The organism is Rhodanobacter sp. B2A1Ga4, from assembly GCF_018101315.1.
GTDB lineage: Bacteria > Pseudomonadota > Gammaproteobacteria > Xanthomonadales > Rhodanobacteraceae > Rhodanobacter > Rhodanobacter thiooxydans_A.
This window is the reverse complement of the sequence record NZ_JADBJR010000005.1, coordinates 91,755-112,135: the sequence shown is the minus strand read 5'-3', so window position 1 is coordinate 112,135 and position 20,381 is coordinate 91,755. Positions and strand designations below refer to the sequence as shown.

The following is a 20,381-nucleotide window of genomic DNA, read 5'->3' as shown; positions in this document are numbered from 1 at the left end:
TGGCAGACGCAGGCGCTGCGCTGCGCTGCGAGTACTTCTTGCGGGATGGGGGAACCATGCACGGAAGTCTAGCGCGCCCTGCCGCCTCGAATAGCGCGCTGGATCACCGGCCGGCTAAAGTCCCGCGCCCGGCAGCCGATATGGCTTGAGGGCGATACCGTTCGGGGTGACGCCAAGCATGCGCCGTACGATGCCCATGGCCGCCGGTGCCTGGAGCATTGATGGCCGGAGACGAAATCACCGAAGAGGACACCGTTCCGTCGCACGCCGCGCCCGCAGCCGACGACGGTGCTGCCGACACCTCCATGCCGGTGGCGGCGGAGTCTGCGTTGGCGGACTCGTTCGTGCATTCGCGTCTGCTCGATTCGGTGGCGTCATTCACCCACCACCGCGACGTCGCTGCGCTCGACCACAGCCTGGTGCTTTCGCTGGCCGAACTGACTTCGGCGCACCGGGTGGTGCTGGCCAAGCGGGCGGTCGACGGCACCTATGTGGAAAATGTTGTGCGCTGCGTGCCGGACGCGCAAGGCGCCTATCAGTTGCAGACGGACGATCCGGACCGGGTCGATCCGGCGTTGAAGCTGCTGCATCGCTGCATGCACCGGCTGGAGGTGCAGACGGAAAGGGTGCAGGACATGCACCGGCTGGTCGTGCCGATCCTGTGCGATGGCCGCGCGATCGGCGCACTGCAGCTGGACAGCGACATGCCGCCGGCAGCCAGTCGGCCGCTCACCGAGGGGTTTGCCCGCATCTATGCCAACTACACCGCCCTGCTCCATGAAAGCGAGCGCGACAAGCTGACCGGCCTGTACAACCGGCGCAGCCTCGAGCGCCAGCTGCAGCGGCTGCTTTACCAGCGTGAACAGGCGCTGCACGAGGCAGCCGCGGCCGCACCGGAGGCACGCGGGCCGTCCGCCGCGCCTGCCGCGGAGCAGTCGCAGGTATGGCTGGCGATTCTCGACATCGACCACTTCAAGCGCATCAACGACAACTACGGGCATGTCTATGGCGACGAGGTGATCCTGCTGCTGGCCCAGCAGATGCGCGCCTGCTTCCGCCGCAGCGATGTGCTGTTCCGCTTCGGCGGCGAGGAGTTCGTGATCCTGTTCGGCCCGACCGGACAGGCCACCGTGCATGCCGTGCTGGAGCGATTCCGGCGACGCATCGCCGAGCATGTGTTTCCGCAGGTGGGCAGCGTCACCGTCAGCATCGGCTACGCCGGCGTCGGCCGCCACGATTACCCGGCGAGCGCGCTGGATCGCGCCGACAAGGCGCTCTACTTCGCGAAGCAGCACGGCCGCAACGGCATCTGCGGCTACGAGGACCTGAGTGCGCGTGGCCTGCTGGGGCGCGAGATGGCGGCGGGCAGCATCGATCTGTTCTGAGCCGTCAGCTACGCAGCAGCAGCCGGTAGGCGGGGTGCGCGCTCTCGTCCACGTGCGGGTAGCCCAGCGTGGCGAGGAAGCGCTGCAGTAGCGGAAGCTCGGCCGCGGGCACCTGGATGCCGACCAGGATGCGGCCGTGGTCGGCGCCGTGGTTGCGGTAGTGGAACAGGCTGATGTTCCAGTCCGGATGCAGGCGGCCGAGGAAATCGGTGAGCGCGCCGGGCCGCTCGGGGAACTCGAAGCGGTACAACCGCTCATCCTGTGCCAGCGGCGAGCGGCCGCCGATCATGTGGCGCAGGTGCAGCTTGGCCAGTTCGTCGTCAGTGAGGTCAAGCACGCCGAATTCCTGTTCGTAGAAGGCGGCCGCCAGCGCTTCGCGCTCGTCGCGACTGGCGATGCGCACGCCGACGAAGATGTGCGCGGAACGGGCGTCGCCGATGCGGTAGTTGAACTCGGTGATGTCGTGGCGGCCCAGTGCGGCGCAGAAGCGGCGGAAGCTGCCGCGCTCCTCCGGGATGGTCACCGCGAACACCGCCTCGCGCTGCTCGCCTACTTCGGAGCGCTCGGCGACGAAGCGCAGGCGGTCGAAGTTCATGTTCGCGCCGGAAACGATCGCCACCAGCGTGCCGCCGTCGTCGCCGTGGGTGGCGGCGTACTGCTTCAACCCGGCCAGCGCCAGCGCGCCGGAGGGTTCGGCTACGCTGCGGGTGTCCTGGTAGATGTCGCGGATCGCCGCGCAGATCGCGTCGGCATCCACCCGCAGCATCGCGTCCACGTGCTGCTGGCACAGCGCGAAGGTCAGCGCGCCGACCTGCTTCACCGCGGTGCCGTCGGCAAACAGGCCGACTTCATCCAGCGTGACGCGTTCGCCGGTTTCCAGTGAACGTGCCATCGCGTCCGAATCGCTGGCCTGCACACCGATGACTTTCACTCCGGGCCGCAGCGCCTTGATGCCGGCGGCGACGCCAGCGAGCAGGCCGCCGCCACCGACCGGCACGAACACCGCCTGCAGCGGGCGCGGGTGCTGGCGCAGGATCTCCAGGCCGATCGTGCCCTGGCCGGCGATCACCGCCGGGTCGTCGAACGGGTGCACCAACACCGCGCCGCGCTCGGCCTGCAGGCGCGCGGCGGCGGCCTGCGCGTCGCTGTAGGAATCGCCGGCCAGCAGCACTTCGACCATCGTCCCGCCGAAGCGGCGCACCGCGTCCACCTTCACCTGCGGCGCGGTCACCGGCATCACGATGGTGGCGTGGATGCCCAGCTTTGCCGCGGCCAGCGCCACGCCCTGCGCGTGGTTGCCGGCGGAGGCGGCGACCACGCCGCGCGCGCGTTGCGCCGCGCCCAGCTGCACCATGCAGTTGTACGCGCCGCGCAGCTTGAACGAGAACACCGGCTGCTGGTCCTCGCGCTTGAGCAGCACGCGCCGGTCCAGCCGCGCACCGAGCAGCGGCGCCGGCTCCAGCGCCGATTCCTGCGCCACGTCGTAGACACGCGCGGCGCGGATCTGTGCCAGCAGGTCGCCTTCCGCCACCGCATCGTCATCGGTGGTCCGTGGCGCAACGGCATTCATGCAGCCAGCGCCGTCGCCGGGTGCGCCACCTGCAGCACGTCGACCAGCTTGCGCGTCTGCTGCAGGATCTGGCCGAGTGCCGCTTCGTCGCACTGCAGGCTCAGCGTGAGCCGCGAGACGGCGGGGTCGTGCGTGGCCGCCACGGTCAGCGTGTCGATGTTGTAGCCGCGCGCGGCAAACAGTCCGGCCACGCGCACCAGCGCGCCGGCTTCGTTCTGCAACAGGATGGACAGGGTGTGGTTCATGCGATTGGCTCCGTTAGTGAGTCCCTGGCCTGCCGGGACATGCCCTTGCTTCGTCATTCCCGCGAAGGCGGGAATCGCACTTGAGGGCGGTGATGCGATTCCCGCCTTCGCGGGAATGACGACGGTGAAGACTGGTCGTGATCTCGGGCGGGTGGAAAAGTTCACGGCTCAGAACATGTTCGAGGTGGCGGGCTCGCGCGCGGCCGGCGCAGCGCGCGAGGCGATGAAATCGCCAGTGATCATCTGCGCGTAGCTGGCGCCGGGGCCGACCATCGGGTACACGCCGGCATCCGGGTCGATCATCACTTCCAGGAAGGCCGGGCCGGGGTAGGCGAGGAAGTCGGCAAGCGTCGCCTCCAGCTTGTCCGCGCATTCCAGCCGCCGCGACCACTCGAAGCCGTCGGCCTGCGCGGCGCGCACGAAGTCCTTCTTGTGCAGGCTCTTGTCCGACGAGGCGAAGCGGCCCTTGAAGTACAGCTTCTGCCACTGCCGCACCATGCCGTCGCCGACGTTGTTGAGCACCACGACCTTCAGCGGCAGGCCGTAAGTGGTGACGGTTTCCAGCTCGCCGATGTTCATGCGGATGCTGGCGTCGCCGTCGATGTCGATGACGAGCTTGCCCGGATGCGCGAACTGCGCGCCGATCGCGGCCGGCAGGCCGAAGCCCATCGTGCCCATCGAGCCGGAAGTGAGCCAGCGGCGCGGCGCGCGGAAGTCGAAATACTGCGCCGCCCACATCTGGTGCTGGCCGACGCCGGTGCTGACGATGGCGTTGCCCTGCGTGTGGCGGTTGATCGCCTCGATCACCGCGTACGGCTGGATCAGCGTGCTGGCGCGGTCGTAGTTCATCGCGTGCACGCGTTTCAGTTCGGCCACGTGCGCATGCCAGGCGCCCAGCTTCGGCCGCAGGCCATGCGCGCGGCCATACGCGGTGAGCCGTTCCAGCGCGCGCACCATCGGCCCCACGTGTTGCCAGTCGACCGACTTCACCTTGCCGATCTCGGACGGGTCGATGTCGAGCTGGGCGATGAACTTCGCCCGCGGCGCGAATCTGTCCGGCACGCCGGCGACGCGGTCGTCGAAGCGCGCGCCCAGCGCCAGCACGAAGTCGCAATCCTCCACCGCGTAGTTCGCATACGCGGTGCCGTGCATGCCGAGCAGGTGCAGCGCCAGCGGGTCGGTGCTGTCGAAGCCGCCCAGGCCCATCAGCGTGGTGGTGACCGGCAGCCCGAAGGCGTCGACGAACGCACGCAACGCGGCCGAGGCCTCCGCCGCGATCACGCCGCCGCCGGCGTAGATCAGCGGGTGCCGCGCCTGCATCAGCGCGGCGAAGAACGCCGAGCAATCGGCATCATTCAGCGCCGACTGCTCGACCGCGCGCAGCCGCGCGCGGTAGCCGGCCAGCAGCAGTTCGCCGCTGCCGTGCCAGGTGAGCGCGGCATTCTGCACGTCCTTGGGCACGTCCACCACCACGGGACCGGGCCGGCCGCTGCGCGCCAGGGTGAACGCGGTGCGCATGGTGGCTTCCAGCTGCGTGGCGTCGGTGACCAGGAACACGTGCTTGGCGCAGGCGCCCATGATGTTGCTGACCGGCGCCTCCTGGAACGCATCGCTGCCGATCGCCGCGGTGCCGACCTGGCCGCAGATCACCACCAGCGGGATCGAGTCGGCCATCGAGTCGCGTACCGGCGTGACCATGTTGGTGGCGCCGGGGCCGGAAGTGACGATGGCCACGCCGACCCGGCCCGACGCGCGCGCATAGCCGGCCGCCATGAAGCCGGCGCCCTGCTCGTTGGCGGGCACCACCAGCCGCATCGCCTCGCCGCCGTCGGAGCGCGGATGCTCGGCGTTGTGGCGGAACACCGCGTCGTACACCGGCAGGATCGCGCCGCCGGAGTAGCCGAACAGCACGCCGACGCCTTCGTCGGCGAGTACCTGCACGATCACTTCGGCGCCGCTCATGCTCTGCCCGGCCAGCGGGTGCCGGTCGGTGGTGGTTTCGGCTTTCAGTGCTGGTGCATTCACGAGAAAAATTCCCAAGGATTCGATACCGTGCCCCTCCCTGCAAGGCAGGGGAGGGTTGGGGTGGGGTGCTCCTGATCTTCAAGTCAAAAGCGCATCCCCTCCCAGCCTTCCCCTGTGAAACAGGGGGAGGAGCAGAAGCGGTCAGCCAGCCTTCTTCAGCGGCGCGACGGCAGCAGGTGCCTGGTTCGGCTGCAGCCACGGCATCCGTGCACGCAGCGCGGCGCCGACCTGCTCGATCGGATGCTCGAGGTCGGCCTGCTTCAGGCGCTTGTAGTTCGGCAGGCCGGCCTGGTACTCGGCGATCCAGTTGCGCGCGAAGGTGCCGTCCTGAATGTCGGTGAGCACCTCCTTCATGCGCGCCTTGGTGCCGGCGTCGACCACCCGCGGGCCGCTGACGTAGTCGCCGTACTGCGCGGTCTCGGAGACGAACTGCAGCATCTTCGCCAGGCCACCCTCGTAGAACAGGTCGACGATCAGCTTCAGCTCGTGCATCACCTCGTAGTAGGCGATTTCCGGCTGGTAGCCGGCCTCGACCAGGGTCTCGAAACCCTTGATCACCAGCTCGCTGGCGCCGCCGCACAGCACCGCCTGCTCGCCGAACAGGTCGGTCTCGGTCTCTTCCTTGAAGTCGGTCTGGATGATCATCGCGCGGCCGCCGCCGATGCCGTCGGCGTAGCCCTTCGTCTTCGCCTCGGCCTGGCCGCTGACGTCCTGATGCACCGCCCAGATGCACGGCACGCCGCGGCCGCGCTCGTACTCGCTGCGCACCAGCGCACCGGGGCCTTTCGGCGCGACCAGGATCACGTCGATGTCGGCGCGCGGCTTGATCTGGCCGAAGTGCACGTTGAAGCCGTGCGCGAACAACAGCGCGGCACCGGGTTTGATGTTCGGCTCGATCGCCTCCCTGTACAGCGTCGGCTGCACCATGTCCGGGGCCAGCACGGCGACCAGGTCGGCGCCCTTCACCGCCTCGGCCGGCTCGACGACGTTGAAGCCGTCGGCCTTGGCCTTGTGCCAGGTCGGGCCGTTCGGGCGCAGGCCGACCACGACATCGAGGCCGGAGTCGCGCAGGTTGAGCGCATGCGCGCGGCCCTGGCTGCCGTAGCCGAGTACGGCGATGCGGGATGTGGCGAGGGGGTTGTGGCTGCTCATGCGGTGACTCCCTGGTGGGTTTCGGTGTGGATGGGTTGAGGGGTGGAGACGGTGGTGCCGGGATGCGTGGTGGCACCGTCGGAAGCGGAGCCGACCAGCAGCGCGTACTTGGCCAGCGCGCCGCGGCTGACCTTCGGTGCCGGTGCCTGCCAGCCGGCACGACGTGCGGCGAGGTCGGCATCGGTGGCGATCGCGCGCGTGTCGGCGTCGATGCGGATGCGGTCGCCTTCGTGCAGCAGCGCGATCGGGCCGCCGCGCGCGGCTTCCGGCGCGATGTGGCCGACCATGAAGCCGTGGGTGGCACCGGAGAAACGGCCGTCGGTGATCAGTGCCACGTCGTCGCCGAGGCCGCGGCCGATCAGTGCGGCGGTGACGCCGAGCATCTCGCGCATGCCGGGGCCGCCGGCGGGGCCTTCGTTGCGGATCACGATGACGTCGCCCTTGCCGATGTCGCCGGCCTGTACCGCGGCGAACGCCTGCTCCTCGCTTTCGTAGACGCGGGCGCGGCCTTCGAAATGGCTGGCGCCCTTGCCGGCGAGCTTGAGGATGCAGCCTTCCGGCGCCAGGTTGCCGTACAGGATCGAGTAGCCGCCGCGCGGCTTCAGTGGTGCGCCTACCGGATGCACCACGTCCTGCGCGGCGGCGTGTGGCGCGGCGGCGACCTCCTCGAACAGCGTGCGGCCGGTGACGGTGGGTACGTCTTCCAGCATGCCGGCGGCGATCAGTTCCTGCGCCACCCGTGCGCTGCCGCCGGCGCCGAACAGCTCGACCGCGGTGTAGCGGCCGCCGGGCAGCAGGTCGGCGATTACCGGGGTGTGTTCCGAGGCCGGCTGGAAATCCTCTAGCGTCCACTCGACACCGGCTTCGCGCGCGATCGCCAGCAGATGCAGCACCGCATTGGTGGAACCGGCGGTGGCGGCGACCATGCGCGCAGCGTTGCGCATCGAGGTGCGCGTGATCAGCTCGCGCGGCGTGCGTTCCGCGCGCAGGCATTCCATCACCAGTTCGCCGCAGCGGAAGGCGGCGGCGCCCTTGGCCGGATGGGTGGCGGGGATGTCGTTGTAGCCCAGCGGCGACAGGCCCAGCGTGGTCAGCACCATCGCCATCGTGTTCGCGGTGAACTGGCCGCCGCAGGCGCCGGCACCGGGGCAGGCGTCGCGCTCCACCGCGGTCAGTTCCGCGTCGTCGATCTTGCCGGCGCCGTGCGCGCCGACCGCCTCGAACACCTGCTGGATGGTGATCGGATGGCCGTCGTGGGTGCCGTGCGCGATGCTGCCGCCGTACAACGCCACGCCGGGGATGTTCAGCCGCGCCATGGCCATCGCGGCGGCGGGGATGGTCTTGTCGCAGCCGCACAGCACCACCATCGCGTCGAGGCAGTGGCCGTCCACCGCCAGTTCGATCGAGTCGGTGATCACCTCGCGGCTGATCAGCGACGAGCGCATGCCCGGCGTGCCCATCGCGATGCCATCGGTGACCGCGATGGTGTTGAACTCCACCGGTGTGCCGCCCGCGGCGCGAATGCCGGCCGCCGCCTCGACCGCCAGCTCGCGCAGGTTGAGGTTGCATGGGCTGACGTTCGACCAGGTGTGCACCACGGCGACCAGCGGCCGTGCGATGGCTTCGTCGTCGAGGCCGGTGGCACGCAGCATGGCGCGGGCGGGGGCGCGGTCGGGGCCGCTCTTGATGAGGTCACTGCGCATGGCGATTCCAGGAGTTGCGGAAAGAAAAGCGCCCCCGGCGCGCGAGGGAGGTCGACGGGATGGCCAGGGAGTCGGCGCCATCACGGCGTGCAGGGACCATCCGCGTCGCATGCGCGCAGGGGGCAGCAGAAAATACGGACACGTCCATGTGGCCGCTGGGAAAAGGGTGAGTGCACATCAGCCGCATGCGCGTGCTCCGCAGAAGAATGCGGCGGCGCTGTCGGCGTGGTCCTCGATCGCGGCCAGTACCGCATCGCGCACCTCGTCGGTGCCGGCGTCGCCGCCGATATCACGGCTGTGCGGGCCATGCCGCAGCACCTGCTCCACCGCCGACTCCACCGCGACCGCCTCGGCCTCCAGGCCCAGCGAGTGGCGCAGCAGCAGCGCGGCAGAGAGGATCGCGCCGACCGGATTGGCCACGCCGGTGCCGGCGATGTCCGGCGCCGAACCGTGGATCGGTTCGTACACGCCGCACCGGCCGTCGCCCAGCGACGCCGACGGCAGCAGGCCGAGCGAACCGGCCAGCGCGGCGGCTTCGTCGGTGAGGATGTCGCCGAACAGGTTCTCGGTGACCACCACGTCGTAGCGGTTGGGCCGGGTCAGCAGCAGCATCGCCATCGAGTCGACCAGCTGGTGCTCGAGCGTCACGTCGGGATACTCGGCGGCGATGCGCTGCACCGTGCTGCGCCACAGCCGCGAGGTTTCCAGCACGTTGGCCTTGTCGACCGAGGTGACATGGCGACGGCGGTCGCGCGCCAGCGCGAACGCACGGCGCACCACGCGCTCGATCTCGGCCACGGTGTATTTGCATTCGTCGGTGGCGGCATCGGCGCTGCGGGTGCGCGCGCCGAAATACATGCCGCCGGTCAGTTCGCGCACGAACAGCACGTCGACGTGCCGGAGTCGGTCGTTCTTCAGCGGCGACAGGTTGGCCAGCGCCGGATGCACTTGCAGCGGGCGCAGGTTGGCGTAGACGCCGAGCGCGGCGCGCAGTGCCAGCAGGCCTTGCTCGGGGCGCACCGATGCGTCTGGATCGGACCACTTCGGTCCGCCCACGGCGCCCAGCAGCACCGCGTCGGCGCGGCGGCACGCGGCCAGCGCGGCGGCTGGCAGCGGTTCGCCGCAGGCGTCGATCGCGGCGCCGCCGATCAACTGTTCCTCGAATGCAAACACGTGTTCGTAGCGCGCGGCCACGGCTTTCAGCACGGCCACGGCGGCGGCGGTGACCTCGGGGCCGACGCCATCGCCGGGCAGGGTGACGATATGGGCCTTCATGCCGCTTGCTCCTGTTGTTCGTAATGGGTGATCAACTTCTCGTTTTGCAAGAGGTAGCCGAGCTGGTCGACGCCGTGGAGCAGGCAGTGCCGGGCGAACGGTTCCAGCACGAACGGGATGCGGCCGCCGTCGGGCAGTGCGATGAACTGGCCGCGCACGTCGATCGCCAGCTCGATGCCGGGGTGCCTGAGCAGCCAGCGGTGTTCCAGTTCGTCGAGCTGGATCGCCAGCAGGCCGTTCTTCAGCGCGTTGCCGCGAAAGATGTCCGCGATCTCGCTGCACAGCACCGCCTGGATGCCGTAGTCCAGCAGCGCCCACGGCGCGTGCTCGCGCGAGGAACCGCAGCCGAAGTTGTTCCCGGCGACCAGGATCGCGCAGCCGTGCGCTTCCGGCCGGTTCAGCGGGAAGGCGGGGTTGTCGCTGCCGTCGGCCTGGTAGCGCCAGTCGTGGAAGCACAACTTGCCCAATCCGTCACGGGTGGTGGTGGTGAGGAAGCGCGCCGGGATGATGCGGTCGGTGTCGATGTTCTCGTCGGCCAGCACGGCAGTGCGCGAGTGGAGATGGGTGACGGGTTTCATGCGGCTTGCTCCTGCGTCATGTACTCGCGCGGATCGGCGATGCGCCCGGCCACCGCGCTCGCCGCAGCGGTGGCCGGGCTGGCCAGCACGGTGCGCGCGCCCTTGCCCTGGCGGCCTTCGAAGTTGCGGTTGGAGGTGGACACGACCAGCTGGCCCGGCTGGGCCAGGTCGCCGTTCATGGCGATGCACATCGAGCAGCCGGGTACGCGCCACTCGGCGCCGGCGGCAAGGAACACCTGGTGCAGGCCTTCGCGCTCGGCGTCGCGGCGCACCGCCTCGGAGCCGGGCACCACCAGCATGCGCACGCCGTCGGCGACGCGTCGACCGTGCAGCACGCGCGCCACTTCGCGCAGGTCGGACAGGCGCGAGTTGGTGCAGCTGCCGATGAACACCACGTCCACCGGCGTGCCCTGCATCGGCTGGCCCGGCTTGCTCTGCATGTAGTCGAGCGCGCGGCGCTCCTGCGCATTCGTCGCCGGCGGCACCGGTGCGTCCATGGCGATCGCCATGCCGGGGTGGGTGCCGTAGGTGACGGTGGGCTTCACCGCCGCGGCATCGATGCGCACCTCGCGGTCGTAACGCGCGCCGTCGTCGCTCTTCAGCGCACGCCATTGCGTGACGGCTGTCTCCCACGCCGCGCCCTGCGGCACGCGCGGACGACCTTTCAGCCAGGCGAACGTGGTGTCGTCCGGCGCGATCAGCCCGGCACGCGCGCCGGCCTCGATCGACATGTTGCACACGGTCATGCGCTCGTCCATCGACAGCGCCTCGATCGCCGCGCCGCGGTACTCCAGCACGTGGCCGGTGCCGCCATCGACGCCGATGCTGCCGATGATGTGCAGGATCAGGTCCTTCGCGCCGACGCCGACAGGCAATTGGCCGTCCACATGGATTGCCATGGTCTTCGGCCTGCGCTGCAGCAGGCATTGCGTGGCCATCACGTGGCCGACCTCGGTGGTGCCGATGCCGAATGCCAAGGCTCCAAAGGCACCATGCGTGGAGGTGTGGCTGTCGCCGCAGACAATGGTCATGCCCGGTTGCGTCGCGCCCAGCTCGGGGCCGATCACGTGCACGATGCCGCGCTCGGCGCTATCCCAGCCGTGCAGCTCGACGCCGAACTCGCGGCAGTTCGCCTCCAGCTGCGCGACCTGCGCCTGCGCCTCGGCGTTCGCATACGGGCGGCTGCCGTCGGCGTTCGCCGGCAGGGTCGGCGTGGAATGGTCCAGCGTGGCCAGCATGCGATCCGGCCGGCGCAGCTTCAGCCCGCGCTCGCGCAGCTCGCTGAACGCCTGCGGCGAGGTGACCTCGTGCACCAGGTGCAGGTCGATGTAGAGGATCGCCGGCGTGTCGGTGGTCTCGGCGGCGACCACGTGGGCATCCCAGATTTTTTCAAAGAGGGTCCTGGCCATCACGCTGCCTCCTGCGCCGTGGCTTCGCTGTACACCGGTGTGAGCCAACCCCGGCGATCTTCGGTACGCCCTTCGAACAGGCCGAAGAACGCCTGCCGCAGCTGCTGCGTGACGGGACCCGGCGCACCCTTGCCGATCGCCTTGCGGTCGACCGAGCGCACCGGGGTGATCTCGGCGGCGGTGCCGGTCATGAACACCTCGTCGGCCGAGTACAGCGCCTCGCGCGGCAGCTCGCGTTCTTCCACCGCGATGCCGAGATCGGCGGCCAGGGCGAGCACGCTGTCGCGGGTGATCCCGGCCAGGATGCCGGCGCTGGACGGCGGCGTGAGCAGCTTGCCGCGCTTGACCAGGAAGATGTTCTCGCCGGCGCCTTCACTGAGCAGGCCGCCGTGGCCCAACGCGATGCCTTCGTCGTAGCCGTTGCGGCGTGCCTCCAGCCCGATCAGCTGGCTCGACAGGTAATTGCCGCCGGCCTTGGCCCAGCTCGGGATGGTGTTCGGCGCGGGGCGGTGCCACGACGATACGCACACGTCGGCGCCGCGTTCGGCCGCCTCGCCCAGGTACGCGCCCCAGGCCATCGCCATCAGCGCTACCTCGACCGGCGCGCCGTCCTTCGCCAGCACGCCCAGGCCACCGGCGCCGCGGAACACGATCGGCCGCACATAGGCCGATGGCATCGCGTTGGCGCGGATCAGCTCCAGGCAGGCGGCGTTGATCTCCTCCTCGCTGTAGCCGACCTCGATCTCGTAGACGCGAGCCGACTCGAACAGGCGACGGGTGTGGTCGGCAAGGCGGAAATAGGCCGGACCGCGCGGGGTGGCGTACACGCGCTCGCCCTCGAACACGGAGGAGCCGTAGTGCAGCGCGTGCGTGCTGACGTGGACGTTGGCCTCGGCCCACGGCTTGATGCGGCCGTTGTGCCAGACGAATGGCGTACTCATGCAGTGACTCCCTTGGCGTGCGTGGTGGTTCCGGCGGTGGCCGGCGCCTGGCGTTCGATCCGGTTGACGATGACCAGCGCGGCCAACGCGGTGGCCTCGACGATGTCTGTGCTGCTGCCGTGGCCGCGCCAGTCGCGCTCGGCATGGCGGGCGCTCAGTTGCGCGTGGCCCTGGGCGTCGGCGCCTTCGCCGAGCGCGTCGATCTGGAAGCGGGTGAGTGCCAACGGCGTGCCGGTGGCGCGCTCGATCGCGCGCAGCACCGCGTCCACCGGGCCGTCGCCGATCGCCGCTTCGCCCACCTCGCGGCCGTCGTCGTGGGCCAGCTTCACCGAGGCCGAGGCGCTGCCGCCGAAGTGCGAGCTGGCGTGCAGCTGCACCAGATGCCATGGGCCGGCAGCGTGCGGATCGCGGCCCAGTGCCAGCGCTTCCAGGTCTTCGTCGTGCAGCTCGCGGCCGTGGTCGGCCAGCGTCTTGAAGCGGCTGAAGATGTCGTCCAGCGCAGCGTCGTCCGGCGTGTGGCCCAGTGTCTGCAGGCGCTGGCGCAGCGCGGCGCGGCCGGAGTGCTTGCCCATCACCAGGCGGGTTTCGGCGATGCCGACGTCCTGTGGCCGCATGATCTCGTAGGTGCCGCGGTGCTTGAGCATGCCGTGCTGGTGGATGCCCGACTCGTGCGCAAACGCGTTGGCGCCGACGATCGCCTTGTTGCGCGGCACCGCCTGGCCGGTCAGCTCGGTCAGCAGGCGCGAGGTGGGATACAGCTGGCGCGTGTCGATGCGGGTATCCACGCCGAAGTGCGGCGCGCGCACCTTCAGCGCCATCACCACCTCCTCCAGCGCGGCGTTGCCGGCGCGCTCGCCGATGCCGTTGATGGTGCACTCCACCTGGCGTGCGCCGGCGCTCACCGCGGCGAGGCTGTTCGCCACTGCCATGCCGAGGTCGTCATGGCAGTGGCTGGAGAACACCACCCGCTCCGCGCCCACGACGTGGCGGCGCAGGTACTCGAACAGTTCGACGATCTCGGTTGGCGTGGTGTAGCCCACCGTGTCCGGCGCGTTGAGCGTGCTGGCGCCGGCGGCGACCGCGGCGCTGAACACCTTGGCGAGAAAGTCGGGTTCGGTGCGCAGCGCGTCCTCGGCGGAAAATTCCACCTCGTGGCACAGCCCGCGGGCGCGCTCGATCGCGCGCACCGCCGTCTCCAGTACCTGCGCCTTGCTCATGCCCAGCTTGTGCTCGCGATGCAGCGGGCTGGTCGACAGGAACAGGTGGATGCGCGAATGGCGGGCCGCCTGCAGCGCACGGGCGGCACTGTCGATGTCGCCGTCCTGGCAGCGTGCCAGGGCGCAGACCGTGGTGGCTTTCAGCGCCCCGGCGATTTGCGCGACTGCAGCAAAATCGTCCGGCGAGGCCTGCGGAAAACCCGCTTCGAGCACGTCCACGCCGAGCGCCTCGAGCTGCTGCGCCATGTGCAGCTTGGCGCGCCGGTCCATCGAGAAACCGGGCGCCTGCTCGCCGTCGCGCAGGGTGGTGTCGAAGATCCGCACGCGTCCGGCGACTACGTCGTCGTCGCTGGCGGGTGCGTTGTGCTGGCCGGGGGTTTTCATCATGGCTCCGCTGTGGGCGGCGCCGAAGGCACAAAAAAACCCCGCATCCGTTACCGGGTGCGGGGTTCTTCGGGTGTTTTCAGGTTTTTCTAGCTACCTGGACACATGCCCTCAGCCCGCACCTCCGTTGGTAATAAGGAGTACGAGTACGAGGGTAATAAGGAGCGTGCCGCGAGCCTGCAGCAGGCCGGCAACCGTCAGGAGACGGTTGTCATTGGCGATGCTGCGGTGGCTGTTGCGCTGCGACATGAGTCGACCGTAAAGCAGTTCATCGACGCCTGTCAACATAATTTTTCAAAAAAATCGAAATTAGCCGTGTGACGGGCGTTTGGACGTCCAGGTGTCCAGATGAGTGGGCTGCCAGGCCTCCTCGCACAGGGGGATTCGACGCCTGGACGGCGAGTTCTTCGTCATCTCTGGCCGGGTCGTCGTGGAGAAGGCCTTAGTGGTGACCAGCTGGCGGCCTGCGCGTCCCCATACTCAGTTTGCCCTGCTCGTAGTCGATGAGTGTCTGGTCGGCCAGCATATAGTCCTTGCTGGCCAGGGCAGACTGGAGCATGGCCGCGACTTCCTGGCTGCTCTTGTCGTCGAGGGAATCGTGATGGATGTTCCCCGCGAGATTGGGCTTGTAGGCGTTCGCCACGACCCGGGCAGCTTGCGGTGACAAGCCAAGGCTTTGCCAGGCCTGCGCGAGACTGTCACGAAGCTTGGTCAGGTCGACCAGGGCATTGACGTAGTTTTGGCGGTAGCGCTGCTGGAAGTCGTCATTTACATTTTGATCGATGCGCATCGTGCTCTGCTGGAGGTCGTAATTCGACTGGGTGTTCTGCGCATGAAGCGAAGCGGATCCCAGCGCGAAAAACATGCAGACGATGATGGTTTTCTTCATGTGGCATTCCCTCCTTGGTTGGTGGCTGATTCAAGCGCCAAGCGATATGCGCGGCCTGTTTCCGCACGCACAATTCATGCACGGGATCCGTTTCGGACATTGGCCTGCCTGCCAGGTCGCCTGCTACTGACTGAACGTAATGCCGGCCAGACTTCGTGCGGAATCCGTGTCCGGATTGCCGTGCCCGGGGCTTCAATGCGGGCTGTCTGGTGAGGTATCCGCTCCCAGTCCCGTCTTGATTTTCTCGTATTCGATGAGCGTCTGGTTGGCCAGCATATAGTCCTTGCTGGCCAGGGCAGACTGAAGCATGGCCGCCACTTCCTGGCTGCTCTTTCCGCGCAGGGAAACATGGTGGACGTTCTGTGCGAGGCTTGGTTGATAGGCGTTCGCGACGGCCTGGGCCGCTTGCGGCGACATGCCAAGGGTCTGCCAGGCCTCCGCGAGCTTGGCGCGAAGTTTGGTCAGGTTGGCCAGTGAATTGACATAGGTCTGGCGGTCGTTGTGCTGCAGGGCGTTGGCGGAACTCTGTTGGCTGCGCATCTCGTTCTGTTGCAGGTTGTACGCAGATTGCGACTGCGCCAAGGCGTTCCGTGCGTAAACTGCACCGGATGCCAGCATCACAACCATGCAAACGACGATCAGTCTTTTCATGTGACAGCCCCTCCCGATTGACGCGTTGACCACGTATCGAAGGCACGGAGAGTCGACTTTTGCTGGTTGTCGCTCCCGCTGCCCTGTTCCGGCATCGGCCCGCGGCCAGGCTCGCTGGCCCCCGTCGGGAACCTAATGCCCGGGAGTTTCAGCTGCAAGTGAGCTGGGCAATGTGGCTGGCAAGCATGCCGGCCCAGCCATCCCGACTTCCGGCCCACTCGGGGAGTCAGCGATGGCTGAGCCCGGAGTGCTGCTTGTCACCGTCAATTCGGCGCCTTGCTGATGGCGTGCTCGATGAAACCCTGGCTTGCAGGGACTGAGCAGGCAGCAGCAGGCTGCCCGCATCGGTGGATGCGGGCAGCTTGTTTCCGTGCCATCGCGCATCGGTGTTCCGACGCGAGGGATCAGTGCATGCCATCGGGCGAGGCGCCCGTCCCGAGCTTCATTCTTTTCGTCTGCAGATCGATGAGCGTCTGGTTGGCCAGGAGGTAGTCCTTTTTGGCCAGCGAGGACTGGATCAGCGCGGCAATTTCCTCATCCGACTTGCCCAGCAGCGAGGCGCGTCTGGAATTCAGGGAGAAGTTCGGCTGATAGGCTGCCGCGACTGCCTTGGCCACCGGCGGCGACAGCCCGAGCGTCTGCCAGGCCTCGGCGAGTTTTTCGCGCAACTTGGTCAGGTTGGCCAGGGAATTGATCGAGGTCTGGCGATCGCCGTGTTGCAGGTCGTTGTACCAGTTTGCCCGCATGCGTAACTCGTTCTGCTGCATGTCGTATGCCGATTGCGAGAGCCTGCCTAAATCACCAGGGTCCTGTGCATGTGACTCTTGTGCGTGGAGCACGGGCATACCCAGCGCGATCAGTGCGGTCAGTGCGAAAGCGATGCTCAACTTGTTCATGTGGTGATCCCTCCATAGAAGCAACGAACAGTGCCGGCAAACCGGCGTGGAACGGGTGTCCCTGCTGACAGCTGGCGGGGGCTCCGACCTGCGGCAAACTGACGGGCCGCTGCCAGAAATTAGACCCGCCGGTACTCAAGTGCAAGTGAGCCGGTGCGACGAAGGCGGATCCATTCACGACATCCCGACGGAAGGACTGGCGGGCAGCTACCGTCGATCAGGAAGGGCTGGTCGGGGGTGCCCCTGCATGTTCCCGCAGCCACTGCTTCAGTGCCGCGTCGCGTGCTGCCATGGCTTCCGCCTGCGCCGGTCGTTCGAGCAAGGCTGCCAGGGTTGGCGGTACCGCCAGCGGATGGCCGAGCAGGGGTTCCAGCACGGTTTCGAACTTGGCCGGATGAGCGGTGGCGACCACTACCTGGGCACGACTTTCACTCGGGTGCTCGCGGTCGAGCAGGGCGAGTGCGGTGGCCGTGTGCGGGCAGACGACCTCACCATGCTCGCGGGCATGCCGGAGCACGGTGGCGCGGATGGTGGCATCGTCCACGCTGTGTGCGTGCAGCAGTTGGCGCAGCCTGGTTTCATCGGGGAAGGTCCAGCGCAGCCGTTCGAAGTTGCTGGGTGCGCCCACGTCCATCGCGTTGGCGAGGGTGGCGACGGCTTCGCGTGGCTGGTAATCGGCGCCGGCGAAATAGTCAGGCAGGGTGGCGTTCGCATTGCAGGCCAGCTGCACTTCGCCGACCGGCAGGCCCAGTTCGCGCACCCACAGGCAGGCCAGCGCGTTGCCCAGGTTGCCGGTGGGCACGATGAAGTTCAGCGGCGTGCCGTGTTCGCGCCACCAGCCCAGCGCGGCGTGCGCGAAATAGCTCATCTGCGGCAGCAGGCGGCCCAGGCTGATGCTGTTGGCCGAAGACAGCGGCACATCCGCCTGCAGCTCCGCGTCGTTGAGCGCGGCCTTGACCATGCGCTGGCAGTCGTCGAAGCGGCCGGCCACGCGCAGCGCGGTCACGTTGTCGCCAAAGCAGCCGAGTTGGTGCGCCTGGCGCGGCGAGACCAGGCCGTCCGGATACAGGATCACCACGCTCACATCTGGCTGGTGATGGAACGCGGCGGCCACCGCGGCGCCGGTGTCGCCCGAGGTGGCGACCAGGATCGTCAGCGGCCGTGCATCGCGGCGCGGCAGCCGGCGCAGGCAGGCGGCGAGGAAGCGCGCGCCGACATCCTTGAAGGCCGAAGTGGGGCCGTGGAACAGCTCCAGCATCATGGCGTGCGGATGTGCCGGCAGGGCGTGCAGCGGCGTGTCGAAGGTGAGCGCCTCGGCGCAGATCGCCGGCAGCTCAGCGGCCAGCGCATCGCCGGCGAAGAACGGCGCCAGCAGGGTGGCGGCGGTGTCGGCCAGCGTGCCGTGCGGATCGAACGCGGCCGGATCGAGTCGCGGCAGGGACTCGGGCACATAAAGGCCGCCGTCCGGCGCCAGCCCGGCGGCGATCGCCTGGCTGACTGGCACGGCCGGGGCGGCGCCGCGGGTGCTGTGATAGCGCAAGGGTTCGGTGGCGCTCATGCGGTGGCCTCGATCGCGTCGATCAAGGCGGCAGCTGGTCCGTTGATCGGCGACACCCAGGCATCGCTGTCCAGACCGGCCTCGGCGAACGCGGCCTGCATCGCCACGCTGGCTGTTTCGGCGTCGGCGCGGTTGTCGTACCAGCCGAACACGCTGGGGCCGGCGCCGGAGATGCTGGCACCGAATGCGTGGTGATCGAGCGCGGCCTGCTTCACCCGTGCGAAGTTCGGGATCAGCGGAGCGCGGCGCGGTTCCACCAGCACGTCCTTGAGGCCTTCGCGCACCAGCGCCGCGTCGCCGCGCCAGCAGCCGGCCAGCACCAGGGCGAGATTCGAACTCTGCGCCACGAACTCGCCCAGCGCGTAGTGCCCGGCCAGCGCCGCGCGCGCCCGGCGCGTCTCCAGCACCACGTGCGGATGCACCAGCGCGCAATGCCACGCGGCCGGCACGTCGATGCGCAGCAGGCGTTCGTGGGTGGCCAGCACCAGGCCGCCGAGCAGCATCGAGCCGAGGTTGTCGCCGTGGCGGCTGCCGCTGGCCACCGCCTCGCCGTCGAGCGCGAACGCGTACAGCGCCTCGCGTGGCAGCGGCTTTTCCAGCAGCGCGTTGGCGGCCACCAGCGCGGCCACGCAGGAGGCGGCGGAGCCGCCCATGCCCGAACCCAGCGCGATGCCCTTGTGCAGGGTCAGCTCGAAACCGTACGGTAGGCCGAGCGCCTCGCGCAGCGAGAGCAGCGCGGTGCCGGCCGTGTTCGCGCGCGGGTCGGTGGGCAGTTCGGTGACGCAACCGCGGATCGCGGCGATGCGCACCACCGGCTCGTCGATGCGGCGCACCTCGGCGCGGTCGCCGGCGCCGGCCACGCTGTGGCCGAGCAGGTCGAAGCCGACGCCCACGTTGCCGACGCTGGCGGGCGCGAAGGCGCAGGCGACTTGCGGAGGGTTGGCGCGACGCGGTGGGGCCATGGCGGGTTCCAGCAAGAAGGAGTTCATGCGCGCGCCTCCAGTGACTCGGCGATGCGCAGTAAGTCTGTGAACACGCCGGCGGCGGTCACCTCGGGACCGGCGCCGGGGCCTTGCACCGACAGCGGATTATCGCAGTAGCGGCGGGTGCTGAACTGCACGATGTTGTCGGTCAGTCGGGTATGCGCGAATGCGTGCGCGGCCGGCAGCACCTGCAGCCGCACGCTGGCGCGGCCGTGCCGGTCCAGTTGCGCCACGTGGCGCAGCACGCCGCCTTCGGCGCGCGCCGCAGCCAGTTTCGCCGCCATCGGCGCGTCGAGTTCGTCGAGCCGCTGCATGAAGTCGTCGCGCGACAACGCGGCCAGCGCGGGCGGCACCAGACCTTCCAGGTCGACGTCTTCCAGCGACAGCGGCCAGCCCGCCTCGCGCGCGAGGATCACCAGTTTGCGGGCGACGTCCAGCCCGGACAGGTCATCGCGCGGGTCGGGTTCGGTATAGCCCAGCGCATGCGCCTCGCGCACCAGCGCAGAGAACGGCTGGCGGCCGTCGTGGCGGTTGCACAGCCAGGCCAGCGTGCCGGAGAACATGCCGTGCACCGCGAACAGTTCATCGCCGGTGTCGAGCAGGTCGCGCAGCGTCTGCACCACCGGCAGGCCGGCGCACACGGTGGCCTCGTAGCGGAAGCGCGCGCCGCCGGCGCAGGCCGCGCGGATCGCCTGCCAGCGTGGCAGCGGGCCGCTGCCGGCCAGCTTGTTCGGCGTCACCACGTGCAGGCCGGCGGCCAGCCAGCGCGGGTAGTGCGCGGCGACTTCGTCGTTCGCGCTGCAGTCGATCAGCAGCGCATGGCGGCCGTCGTTGCCGCGCACGTGCCCGGCGAACGCGTCCAGGTCGTTCGGCCGCCAGATCTGCGCGCCGCCGTGGCGGGCATTGAGTTCGGCGTCGTCGCAGTCCAGCCACATCCGCTTGCTGGCGACCACGCCGCAGAGTTTCAGCTCCAGCGCGCTGTCGCGGGCCAGCCGCGGCTGGGCAGCGCGCAGCTGTTCCAGCAGCGCGCTGCCGACCCGGCCGGGGCCGATCACGCCCACTGCCAGCACGCGGCGCCGGGTCGTGCCCATGCGGGTCATCGACGGCGGCGGCAACGGGAAATGCTGGACTTGCTCGGGTGCACAGGTGATCACGGTGGCCTCTCCGGTGGAGGCCCGTTCTCGCTGGCGTGTCGGCATGGGCCGGCCCGCCTCTTCGAGGGCGGGCCGTTGCGTGGGAAAACTCAGCTACGCACGACGCTCCGCCCGGGACCCGTGGTACCGGTGGTAATCGTGGTGGTAATGGTGGCGGCAATGGCGCCCGCGCGCGCGGGCATGCGGCCGGTGCGAACCGGGGCGAAGTGCATGCGTGCGGGCGTGGAAAGCGGCGACATGGCACCGACCTTAAGCGGATTGTTGCACTGCGGTCAACAGATGCATTTGCAACTTTCGACGGTGCTGGGCACGGCCAGCCGGCGTCGCCGCGACCTGCGGCAGGTTGTCGCGACCGGCCGATTCGGT

The 20,381-nt window shown here is 68.9% G+C and carries 18 protein-coding genes; 2 read left to right on the top strand and 16 right to left on the bottom strand.

Annotated features, from left to right (window positions below; translation table 11 throughout):
* The first annotated feature begins 221 nt into the window (after positions 1 to 221).
* Complete coding sequence (locus IMW82_RS15180; RefSeq protein WP_211005164.1) at positions 222 to 1,385, top strand: GGDEF domain-containing protein; 1,164 nt, start codon at positions 222 to 224, stop codon at positions 1,383 to 1,385.
* A gap of 4 nt (positions 1,386 to 1,389) precedes the next feature.
* Here the strand turns inward: IMW82_RS15180 and ilvA are convergent, their stop codons facing one another.
* The 10 genes from ilvA to IMW82_RS15130 form a co-directional block, all read right to left on the bottom strand.
* Complete coding sequence (gene ilvA / locus IMW82_RS15175) at positions 1,390 to 2,955, bottom strand: threonine ammonia-lyase, biosynthetic (RefSeq protein WP_211005163.1); 1,566 nt, start codon at positions 2,953 to 2,955, stop codon at positions 1,390 to 1,392.
* Positions 2,952 to 3,200, bottom strand: a complete 249-nt coding sequence (gene ilvN, locus IMW82_RS15170) for an acetolactate synthase small subunit (protein WP_108472100.1) — start codon at positions 3,198 to 3,200, stop codon at positions 2,952 to 2,954. The genes ilvA and ilvN overlap by 4 nt, the downstream gene beginning before the upstream one ends.
* 168 nt (positions 3,201 to 3,368) lie before the next feature.
* Complete coding sequence (gene ilvB, locus IMW82_RS15165) at positions 3,369 to 5,225, bottom strand: biosynthetic-type acetolactate synthase large subunit (RefSeq protein ID WP_211005162.1); 1,857 nt, start codon at positions 5,223 to 5,225, stop codon at positions 3,369 to 3,371.
* Positions 5,226 to 5,366: 141 nt separating this feature from the next.
* Positions 5,367 to 6,377, bottom strand: coding sequence for a ketol-acid reductoisomerase (ilvC, locus tag IMW82_RS15160; RefSeq protein WP_211005161.1), 1,011 nt, complete (start codon positions 6,375 to 6,377; stop codon positions 5,367 to 5,369).
* Positions 6,374 to 8,080, bottom strand: a complete 1,707-nt coding sequence (locus IMW82_RS15155) for a dihydroxy-acid dehydratase (protein ID WP_211005160.1) — start codon at positions 8,078 to 8,080, stop codon at positions 6,374 to 6,376. The genes ilvC and IMW82_RS15155 overlap by 4 nt, the downstream gene beginning before the upstream one ends.
* Before the next feature lie 177 nt (positions 8,081 to 8,257).
* Entirely contained in the window at positions 8,258 to 9,355 is a 1,098-nt protein-coding gene (leuB, locus tag IMW82_RS15150) for a 3-isopropylmalate dehydrogenase (protein ID WP_211005159.1), read from the bottom strand.
* Positions 9,352 to 9,933 carry a 3-isopropylmalate dehydratase small subunit gene (gene leuD / locus IMW82_RS15145; RefSeq protein WP_211005158.1) on the bottom strand — a complete coding sequence of 194 codons (582 nt, stop codon included), beginning with the start codon at positions 9,931 to 9,933 and terminating at the stop codon, positions 9,352 to 9,354. Before leuD ends, leuB begins: the two co-directional genes overlap by 4 nt.
* Complete coding sequence (leuC, locus tag IMW82_RS15140) at positions 9,930 to 11,342, bottom strand: 3-isopropylmalate dehydratase large subunit (protein ID WP_211005157.1); 1,413 nt, start codon at positions 11,340 to 11,342, stop codon at positions 9,930 to 9,932. Before leuC ends, leuD begins: the two co-directional genes overlap by 4 nt.
* Positions 11,342 to 12,283 carry a branched-chain amino acid transaminase gene (locus tag IMW82_RS15135; protein WP_211005156.1) on the bottom strand — a complete coding sequence of 314 codons (942 nt, stop codon included), beginning with the start codon at positions 12,281 to 12,283 and terminating at the stop codon, positions 11,342 to 11,344. Before IMW82_RS15135 ends, leuC begins: the two co-directional genes overlap by 1 nt.
* Positions 12,280 to 13,884 carry a 2-isopropylmalate synthase gene (locus IMW82_RS15130; protein ID WP_211005235.1) on the bottom strand — a complete coding sequence of 535 codons (1,605 nt, stop codon included), beginning with the start codon at positions 13,882 to 13,884 and terminating at the stop codon, positions 12,280 to 12,282. The genes IMW82_RS15135 and IMW82_RS15130 overlap by 4 nt, the downstream gene beginning before the upstream one ends.
* Positions 13,885 to 13,989: 105 nt before the next feature.
* Between IMW82_RS15130 and IMW82_RS15125 the strand changes: the two genes are divergently transcribed.
* Entirely contained in the window at positions 13,990 to 14,205 is a 216-nt protein-coding gene (locus IMW82_RS15125; RefSeq protein ID WP_159082199.1) for a hypothetical protein, read from the top strand.
* Positions 14,206 to 14,326: 121 nt separating this feature from the next.
* On the opposite strand, the gene IMW82_RS15120 is transcribed toward IMW82_RS15125, so the two are convergent.
* From IMW82_RS15120 to IMW82_RS15095, 6 genes are all read right to left on the bottom strand, one after another.
* Positions 14,327 to 14,773, bottom strand: a complete 447-nt coding sequence (locus tag IMW82_RS15120) for a hypothetical protein (protein WP_211005155.1) — start codon at positions 14,771 to 14,773, stop codon at positions 14,327 to 14,329.
* Positions 14,774 to 14,965: 192 nt separating this feature from the next.
* Positions 14,966 to 15,424 (bottom strand): hypothetical protein, encoded by a 459-nt coding sequence (locus IMW82_RS15115; protein ID WP_211005154.1) that lies wholly within the window; start codon positions 15,422 to 15,424, stop codon positions 14,966 to 14,968.
* Between the two features lie 404 nt (positions 15,425 to 15,828).
* Positions 15,829 to 16,320, bottom strand: coding sequence for a hypothetical protein (locus IMW82_RS15110; protein ID WP_211005153.1), 492 nt, complete (start codon positions 16,318 to 16,320; stop codon positions 15,829 to 15,831).
* A gap of 217 nt (positions 16,321 to 16,537) precedes the next feature.
* Positions 16,538 to 17,878, bottom strand: a complete 1,341-nt coding sequence (gene thrC, locus IMW82_RS15105; protein WP_108472088.1) for a threonine synthase — start codon at positions 17,876 to 17,878, stop codon at positions 16,538 to 16,540.
* Positions 17,875 to 18,867: a homoserine kinase gene (locus IMW82_RS15100; protein ID WP_211005152.1), complete on the bottom strand. Its 993-nt coding sequence runs from the start codon at positions 18,865 to 18,867 to the stop codon at positions 17,875 to 17,877. Before IMW82_RS15100 ends, thrC begins: the two co-directional genes overlap by 4 nt.
* Positions 18,864 to 20,015: a homoserine dehydrogenase gene (locus tag IMW82_RS15095; RefSeq protein ID WP_211005151.1), complete on the bottom strand. Its 1,152-nt coding sequence runs from the start codon at positions 20,013 to 20,015 to the stop codon at positions 18,864 to 18,866. The genes IMW82_RS15100 and IMW82_RS15095 overlap by 4 nt, the downstream gene beginning before the upstream one ends.
* Positions 20,016 to 20,381 lie beyond the last annotated feature (366 nt).